The sequence below is a fragment of the Marinobacter profundi genome (assembly GCF_002744715.1).
GTDB lineage: Bacteria > Pseudomonadota > Gammaproteobacteria > Pseudomonadales > Oleiphilaceae > Marinobacter > Marinobacter profundi.
Window position 1 is genome coordinate 60268 of record NZ_KZ319379.1, and the last position, 9866, is coordinate 70133.

Consider the following 9866-nt stretch of genomic DNA (forward strand, 5'->3'; position numbering starts at 1 on the left):
GCTTAATCAACTGGCTTTGCCACAAATTTTAGATAAGAGGCCTCATCTGCAGAGAGAAACCCTGAACCATCCGTTTTTCGCAGGCGAGGTGCGCTCATCCCTCGTTTAAGAGAGACCTTCACTGGCATCAAGTTACCGCCGGGGAATTCCGCCAGCCACTCCTCACCATCTCGAAGTTGGCTCAGTGTTACAGTAGATGTTTTCTCCCAGACTCGCCCATGCGCGTACATTTCTCCGGTCTCTCTAAGGTCGTGTGGAACTACCACTTCCGTTTGATAATGTTCGCTAGGCACATCGACTGCCGTAAGGGTCTCATCGTCTAAATGAGAATCCACATCCTCGACCACAAACAATTCTGAGCTCAATAGATTTGCTCGAACCCAAACCATTCGACGAGATAAGTTAAACGAATCTATCCGTCTAATTTGTTTGAAGCCCCGCTCTGCTGCTAAACGGTGAGCATTTCCGATGGCATTTTGAGATGTTGGATAGCCGTCCCATAATGGATGCACTATCACGTTAAACACGCCGTCATGAACCCAACCGTGGATGGGTCCTTCATTAATTATCGTATCGACGGGGAAACGATTTTGGCTCCACATACGAGTTAAAGACTCGGCTCGTGAGCTCCAAGAACCGTCTTGGCCCATTGGTATCAACTTCCCAGCAACGCATGAATCCAAGCCCGGCCTATAGTTTTTATCCAGCATCGATGCCAACATCTCAATGCCGAGTTCCCAATCTAAAAGCCCGTGTAGTTGCCGGTTGCGAAAACCGCGCAGCAAAAGATCCGGGGTACGCCATTCATTTCCCGGCCTCGCGGCATATTCCAACTCTTCACGTATCATTCGCCCCATTTTCGGAGAGTCTCCCTCCCCAAACAAACATCCTTCCAATAGTGAAACCCAACGATCTTTTGCGGAATCCACAAGCCCGGCACCATTTGGGTGCGCATCGGCCAGGTACAGCTCACCACCACTTAAACCAAGCGCCCCACTGACCGAATTTACTGCGTGGACAGATGCGATTTCGATGTCCATTGAATCTACATCAAGCTCTAATGCAATTGCTCTCTGGAGTATCGTTGCTGCCGAATACCATGCCGCTCGCCTGCGGGTTAGCCTAGACTCGTTGGGGCCCTCAAAGTACTTCAGTCCATTTCCGTCAAGCATTCGAATAGCAAGGATATCTGTCGTCTTTGCAGACGTCAGGGCAACCCTTAGATCAGGGTCATTCTCACTCGATAACCAAACCGAGTCTCCCGAAGCACGCTCCCACCCTTCAAAAATTGAGCCCACTTGCTGGAACCCGAAATACTCACCACGATTAACGTTGGTCCGGAATACAGGTGCCTGCCGCTCAAGCTTAATCTCAGAGTTACCATTACTTTGATACCCCTCTGCGTTAAGCCTTGGACTGGTAATGTCCGTTGAACCAGAGCGCCCTCTTCTCTCACCGCCTCCAGTGGCGGGTTTCCGAGTATCCAAGTCGGTCACAAATGCTCTCGGTGACACCGCCATATAAGGTTTAGCATGACTTGATTTACAACTAGGGTTCGGACAATCAACGAAATTAGGGGGCGTTTGAATCCAAGATGGATCCCAAAGTCCATTGGGGCTTTTATAGCTATACAACTCGGCTACAGGGACTTGCTCAATGTGCAACTGTCTACACGCACTGCATCGAACATGCACATATGCCGCACCTATCGGCGCCCCCATTGCACGCCACTTGTTACTCCGCAGATCAGTAACTAATGGGCCTGAAACATACTTAGGCGTTAATCGGCGCTTATCCCATGTTCGCTCAGACCCTGGAGCGAAATCTGCTATAGCCTGATCGGCGGGCCTATCTAAAGTCTTAGCATCCAACTCATAGTTTTGTCTTCCAGACGGCAAATCAAAATAAAGCTGACGCACACTGGTCGGCATGCCAAACATCGGGAGTATTCCCGCCTCTGCCAATCGATGAGCCAAAGTGCTTGCCACAAACTCGGTCTTGCTAATTGCCTGGCCAACTTTTTGTGGAAGGGTTTCTACAAACGCCAGCAGAACTTCAGCCGAGACATCAGAACCTTTAGCAATTATTCCGGCTATTTTGGAAACTGCTTCACTGTTGCTATCTACCCAAGTCTTCACGATGGCTACGGTAGCCTCAGGATTACATAGCAGCCCCATTTCTCCATGAGTATCTGGCGCGTCATGCGTATCCGTCCATGACACTCCACCCGCCAAAAACGCCCTTCTCAAAACCTCCTTGGCAATTAGTCGCTCTGCCAAGATTTTTTGATCATCCCCCATTGCGAGCCGAGGCTGAGGAGGAACACCGCCAGTCATTTCATCGGGATGCTCAAAGTGAATTCGATCATGGGTTTGGCCACGACAAAAAGTAAAGGCCACGGAGAATGCTTGCCCCTTTCGCCCTGCTCGCCCCACCCTTTGTTGGTAGTTGAAGCGTTCGGGCGGCATGTTCGCCTGCATGACAGCCTGCAAAGAGCCAATATCGACCCCGACTTCCATGGTTGTCGTCACCGACAAGAAATCTATAGCATCTACATTTCTTATGGCTGGTCGAGTGACAACATCATCAATCATCTCTCTATCAAAAAAGATATCTCTAAAGTGGCGCTGCCGTTGCGCTTGGTCATGGGTCTGTCCAGTTAACTCCTCGGAGTGAATCCGGAACAATGACGAGTCCTGCTGGGCTTCATACGCGTAGTAATGGGTACCTTCTAACTCGCGGGCTGTCAGAGTTCCATTTGGCGTATCCTCAAGTTTACCAAAGCATCGTGAACATACCTTCGCAGAGGGTTGCCAGTGCAATCGCCCACAGCCCTCACATTCCCATGGGCGACTATCTGGCCCAACCACTTTCACCCACAATTTTTCCAGCCTTACAACAGCCCACAATTCATCGCTTTGCTTATGCCCCACTGCGACGAAAGCGCTAACCACCGCATCGCGTAAAACTTCTATGCTCAGCCCATAACGGTCTGCAACGGTGGATAAAAATGACCAGATGCGCTTTTTGGCGCTGCCCTCATTCTGAGCCCCCGTTGGCTGATTAGTGCGCCAACCATCAGTCACGCTATCCCATGGGTTGGGATCTAGCCGGTTTTCCTCTGCAAGAATACGCAAAGCGCTATCACAAACTTGACGGAACTGCTCAGCCGTCAGCCCTGTAGGCGCATCAAGGGGAGGGACTGGAGGCATTGCAAGATGGCCAATACCTTGTGCTTCAAGGTCATAGAGCAGCCGTCCAGTTAATGCTCTCCAAGCGTTTTTTCGAAGTGATGTAGCAATCGTTTGTACTTCGTAAGGAGCTGCATCGGGATTTAACTCAGGAAGCAACTCTCCTTCACTAATTCGAAAGATTGAAGTCCAGTCTTTATCCTTTGAAAGTCGCTTTCTGTCTATTGACGCTCCTCCAGGGTTAACTCCCCTATCCAAAAAGTCCTTCCACAATGGGCTAACTACTCCATCAACGCCGGGCGGGGCAAGAATATCATCAACTTTTACGTAACCAGGTAGATGTGACTTTGCACTGTTGATGCTTTCAATATCCCGCGAAGTTAAGCCCTCGGGATCGTCCTTCATGTCACGTACCGCCCTCACAAAAGAAGTGAATCTTTCAAGAACTTCCGGCGATTCACCTATCTGTTCTTTCAATCTTTTCCTTAGGGCGGGAACCTGATCCTCTCGACCTTCTTCAAATAGCGAGAGAACTTCCGCCTTCACGGCATCCAGCCCACCCAAAGCCCACTTTTTAAGCTCTCTGTTTATCAGAGACCGGAGGAGAAGCATCCACTGGGACTCTTCCACACCAACTGCTAGGTTAGCGGCTGCTTCACGGCTATCAGAAAATCCAACGAGCTTTCTTGAACCCCCTTCTGGCAGAACGCTCATCAGGTGCTTAGAAAACAAGTGCGACAACATTGCCAAACCAGTCACGAACGACCGAATAGGGTACCTACGCCCGTACCGTTCTGAATAATCAATTAGGCACGACGGACAACGCTGGGGCATTGCCGAGTACTTATCGGCACCATCTCCAGGCAATTCATTCGCATCGATATGAAACCAGTAACAAGGCAATTCGCCATCTTGCGTTTGCGAACCCAGACGAACCAACCCTGTAACCGGGTTTATGGATGCTGGTACCCAACTAGCGGGCCTTCTATCGACAGGTCTACCGGGTCGGCCCTCATTCGAGTGCGTCTCTATTGTTCCTTGCAACCACGTTAGATCAGAGTTTTCGATTTTTGATTCGTCTGACGGATGCTTCAACCACACGACGCCAACATCTTGGTACGTCTGCGCATCGGTTCGGGTTTCAACAGTGGACTCAGGCAAACCCTCAATCTGAGTTTCGAGAGAGGTGAGTTCAAAACTAGTCTCAGATACGATTCCTAGACCATTTTTCTGTTTCCAAGGAATCTTATTTCCACATAACAACTGCGTACCACAGCACTCACAATAAAGGACCTCTAGTACACGACGCCCCTCAATCGACAACTTACGTTCTGGAATGAGCTTTCCCGTGCGTCGGTTCTTGTCGTCGGCACTTGTCCCAATGGTGGCCCACAACCCATCCACGTTTTTCGCCATCCAATGGAATCGGAGCCTCGGAAACGAAGCTCCACTCTTCTTGGCTGAGTCAGAGCCAAGAGCCCTAAAGAGCCCTTTTACCGCAACCTCTCGTTTGAAGGGCTCTAGGTCGCCAAACCAATGGTTAGAGATTGTTTCTAGTGGCCGTGCAACTGACCTTCCTCCCGAGTTAAATGCACCAAGGATTGCTTTATTCGACTCAACGACATTCTCACACAGTTGGTCTACTGCACGCTTAATCTCAGGGGACTCCTCCTCACCCCAGCTACACTCCCCGGCTTCGGCCAACACCTGATATATGTCTGAACTAAAAGAGGGCACACCATGATCTAACGGATACTGCAGCTCCCCGGCCTCTATATGGAAACGCCGTTTTGCTTCATCTAGGGAGAAACCAAAAAAACCACCCAAATATTTATAAGTTTCGTCATCATTTCCATCTAAAGAAGCACTCGACGCAAGAATTCGAAGCTGTGGGCTATCAGGAGTGAGCCCAAGTCTCTCAAGAAGTAATCGTATGAGGTAAGCTACTTCCGTACCTGCGGAGCTACGATGGAGATGGAGTTCATCGACAATAAGTTGGAAAACGTGGTTTTCGCGATCCTCAGCAAGCCATCTACGTGTACGCTCAAAGATCTCCGAATCAGCCCTATCTCCAGCTATCTCAGGCGAGGCATGTCTCATCATCATGATGGACAGCATACTGACGTTAGTAACCAGAATATCTGGTGGCGTAACCTGCATTTCCCAGCGGTGAAACAGTTCCGCAGCATCCGGCGCCATTCTCCTAATGAAATTGGCTGCCTCTAATGCCTGATCCAATTCATCTTTTGCTGCTTTTAAGGCAACACCGTCAACACCGCATTCCGCCACTGCGTTTTTACATTTTTCGATCTTATCTCGCATCGCCGAATACTCAGCAATTGCAGATTTCATTTCCTTGGTTAGTTGAGTCCTTTTGCTGCCATTTGCCTTACCATCCGGTTTGAATGGGTGGCCTGCGACTGGCGTAGCCCCGTTATATCGGCCAAATCGAATTCTATTTCCGGAAAGGCAGTTATCAAGCTCACTGAGCACTGGATCAGAGTCTAAAGCCTGCCTCAAACGGGAGATCTGGTCCTCCACGAGGGCGTTCATGGGATAGAGGATCAATGCTCTCACTGCGGCTGGGCGCGCCTCTCCTCGCAAATCCTTGCGCGTAGCATCCCATTTTGGACTGTTTTCGCTATCCCAAGCTCCTGGTGTCTTGGTAGGTGCCGGCCACCTCGTTTTGGGGTGCGTTGCTTCACGAACAATATTCGCTATTGCAGGCAGCAGGAATGACTCAGTTTTACCTGACCCCGTGCCAGTGACTACTACGCTATGCTTCCCCTGCAACGACTCTTTCAGCATGCGTTGCTGGTGCTGATAAAGCGGAAAGCCACCATTAAACAGGCCCGCACCCACAATTTTTTTAAAAGCCCCTCGCCCCTCGTCACTCAAAGAAGGTAAGTCGTCTTCAGCTAAATCATCAAGCTTAGCGCCAGACTTATACGTCGGAATCGGCTCAATATATGGCTCTTGAAATAAAACCCCAGGCTGGTCTAGTAGCTTCTTTCGCTCCACTTCAAAGGAGTCTGAGTTCGTAGAAAACGCTGACGTTATATATCTCTTTATACCATCCTGAAAAATCTGATACGCGCCAACTGGGTCTTTCATTACAACTCCTTAAATTTAAAACCCTGATTAAATCTTATCTAAAACAGCACCAATTTTTTCCGCAAACAAACGGGCAACTGGCTCTGGAACAGTTCTGTATCCCAGCCATCGGCCATTAGCCATATCGCTATAGAATCTATTGGCGCTAAATAGGGGCTGTCCAGAGAACTTCTCACACAAGCAAATGCGGTCCAGGTCTGTAGCAGACTCGCACGCCATCAACGAAACAACATGCGGAGCGCAACCACTGCAATAATAAAGGGCTCGTTCAAGTATGTGTGGTGGGCTTATTCTTGCTGGCAGCCAAAGGGTTCCGCTACTCACTTGATAGGTTACAGGTATAGGATGGACCCCCTCCATCCCATGACGCTCACTAATCCATTTTGCGAACTCATTCAACGCGAGCCACACCCCCCAACGAGAGTCTCGCACAAATGCAAACCGCATCTGATCAACAAGTACGTAGACGTTATCTATGCCTGTATCAAGGTCTTGAACTTTCCAGAGCTCGCAGTACTCGCCAGATGGTGTTGCCGTGAATAGGCCTTTTGATGGATTAAATCTAAGCGCGGAATCTTGGGCCCTCCCAATAGACTCCATGGTAGTTCGGAAGGTTTCATCCCGGAATTTCCCCAAATCAGCGGCCCACTCGATGATGGCTTGGCATGGCATCTTCGAGAATTGAAACTCGAGGACTTCAGCACCGATGAAGGCCTCATCCTCGCTTTCAATGACCAGAATAACGTCACGAACTGCCAGAGCTTCCGCTCTATGACAGTAAACTGACCAAACTCCAGTCTCGTTGGTCAAAGCCTCCCAATGGCTTAGCCGCAAGGTTCCCGTCACAGCCCAGACGGGACGACAGGAAGTGCTTTGAGGCAGGCTATAGAACGTAGGTCTTACCGCATGTATCCTTGCGATATGCCCTTTGTGGGTCTTGGAGATCTCCAGATACCCCGCACGACGGAGCTCCAGGAGCATTAGAGTAGCGTCACCAGCCTGCCCGCTTGATGAAAGCAAGCGTCGCATCAAGTCCCTCGCAACCCCATAATTCATCGAACCTGCCTGAGCCAATGCATCGAGAAAGAGCTCAGAAACACTTGGAGCCCATTCTTCACTCGAGTAATAAGACCCTAAATATTTCTCTTCGATTCGAAACTTAGGGAGCTCGTCTCGACGATCAAAAAGCTCCTGCTCATCCAGGCTAAGTAATGCTCCAGATAGGCCCTCATCACTGGGCATTGCTCGCCCAATTCTATCGAGACTTAACGGCTGCCCAACATCGACCACTTCGCCCCCGATGCCGGAAATTCTGAGCTTTGACTGGTTTAACGTTTCACCATTTGGATTTACGGCACGAAATTCGTAAGAAGCACTCCGCGAGCTAGATAGGCGTATTTTGTACCTCTTCATCGGCTTAAAATGCAGGCGTTCTGCGCCCTCAGCTGGGGTGTAAGGTACTTCCTCAAGCTCTATTCCATGGGGGCGCTCAATCTGAGTTCCTTCGGGAGCATCCAGTTCAATCGTAGGTAAGTCGTAGGGTAGGTACATACGGCTGTATCCACGCCGAATAGATCTCCCACCAACGAAGCGAATAACCCTCGGCTTCGGTCGAGGCCGCCCATGACCATCGGGTAGTTTTCTTTGCCCTTCCGTAAGTGATTCGCAGCTATCGACGCGGACGAAGATCCAGCCTTCAGGTAATCCCAATGCCTTGATCTTCTCATGTATGGGATTTTCACGCCGGAGGTAGCCCATAAGATGAGCGGCATTAACTGGTGGCGCAAGGAGAAAAACTGAGCCGCTTCCGGGCAGGTCGCCCTCTCGTAATTCGTAACGGCCACTGTCCAGGTCATAGGCAGGAACAAATACCCATAACAACTTTTTCTCTAAGGTCAATTGTCGAGTAGAAGGATCGGTATCATCAGTACCAAAATGCTTAAACCTAAATGTAATATCTTCTCTGGATGCCCTCTCAGCTATTGTCCAGAGCGACGGTTGATTCTCATCAGATAGCTCAGTACTCGCCCCTTCCGTCCCTGAGAATTGTCCTGCCCAAGTAATGGCGCCACAGCTAATTTCAAACCTACCTTCATGGGCAATGGAATGCAGCCTCCAAACCGCGGCTAGCGTCAAAGGTTCATCGGCAACAACAGACAATCCGATACCAGGCCCCGTAGATCGTCCACCAACATTCTCCGAATCGTTGCCAAGAGTTCCGTTATCCTTGGCCGGTAACCCCCCGTCCCAGTCCGAATATGCCGTCCTGATCGTTGCACGAATAGGCTGTTCGAAATCAGGTATTCTAAGGGCACTTTCAAAACTAGCGGAAAACAGCGACTCGTTCGCCCTTAATTCATCTATAACGCGTGTGACAGCTTTTTCGCTCAACTCTTGACCTGCTTTCACCTGAGCTTGAACAAACGCCAGAGGCAAATTTTCAATATCACTGGGTTTAAGAATACATTGAGAGCGAGGCACACCAATTAGCCGATACCCACCTAACCGCCTTAACCTAAAATATCCAAATCTCCCTTCGTTAGCTTCTGTCCAATTCTGGAGATCCTCCCATGCCAACTCCACCCGCGTCATTTCTTGCGACCCGAAGCTGTGCATGAGAGCCAACTCGTCTTCCAGTCTCGAATAATAGGAGTGTGCCGTAATAGAATCGTTTCTCACCAATGCTGCTAGATATGGAAGGTACACTGGAGCACCAACCCCGCGATATGCTGGATCAAACTTCCCGGGATCTTTGTAACTACGCGACGGCTTTTCTCGCTGTTCCACAAGATCAATCACGTGTCGAGTGAAACTAAGGCTTCGATCTAGCCATGAGGGACCGGCTCTGACAGCCTCAATAAAACCAGCATCGCCGCCAATGTCTTGCCCGATCTGATCGAGAAAGTCCCTATCGACACGGAGAAAGACCTCTTCACCTGACGACGCCTCTGAGAAAAAGCTCCGAAGTAGACGAAGATTCCACTCAGCAAACTTATCGTCCAGCGGGTCACTCTTCGCGCCTGTCAGTATATCTAATACGTAACTAAGTGGACTTGAAGGATCGTCTGCAGAGTGCAGAACACCTTGATGGCTGGTGTTAACGACAAATAACTCGTCACCATGAGCAAATAAGGCGAGCAAATTCCAAGGCTCCGCATATTTCCCTAAGTTATAAATCCATATTCTTGGATCTCCTAGCTTAGTTTCCGGGCGATAAACGGACGTCTTCGTTTCAATCAGGTCATCTTTAGTCACAAACCATGTCGTTATTAGACGCTTCGCCTGGCGGCCTTTGCTCTGGCCTGAGAAATCATGAATACCGGTTTTTTTAAAGTAGTTCACCAACTGAGAATGAGCATCCATGATAGATTTTTCTAGTCCAGTGACTGTCGGAACTAGATACGCAGTCTCCAGCCCTCGGCTCGAAAAAACTCTCCCTACCTCTGATATATCTCTATCTGCCCTATCAAGCATGATATCCCTACTTAATTATCTTCCGATTTAAAAACTAAGGAAGGTCTGAATAAGCGCTGATTTTTGCCGATCTTGGTTTTAACCGGC

At 49.5% G+C, this 9866-nt stretch carries 2 protein-coding genes; both read right to left on the reverse strand.

Annotated elements, in window-relative coordinates; genetic code table 11:
- Positions 1-2 precede the first annotated feature (2 nt).
- The gene (locus tag CLH61_RS17570; RefSeq protein ID WP_099616031.1) at positions 3-6305 is read right to left on the reverse strand and encodes a DEAD/DEAH box helicase; all 6303 of its coding nucleotides are present in this window, start codon (positions 6303-6305) and stop codon (positions 3-5) included.
- 27 nt (positions 6306-6332) lie between these two features.
- Positions 6333-9779, reverse strand: a complete 3447-nt coding sequence (locus tag CLH61_RS17575) for a hypothetical protein (protein WP_143752173.1) — start codon at positions 9777-9779, stop codon at positions 6333-6335.
- Positions 9780-9866: the final 87 nt, after the last annotated feature.

Coding starts and splice junctions, on each gene's coding strand:
- CLH61_RS17570 (WP_099616031.1), bottom strand. CDS start 6,305: ATGAAAGACCCAGTTGGCGCGTATCAGATTTTTCAGGATGGTATAAAG.
- CLH61_RS17575 (WP_143752173.1), bottom strand. CDS start 9,779: ATGCTTGATAGGGCAGATAGAGATATATCAGAGGTAGGGAGAGTTTTT.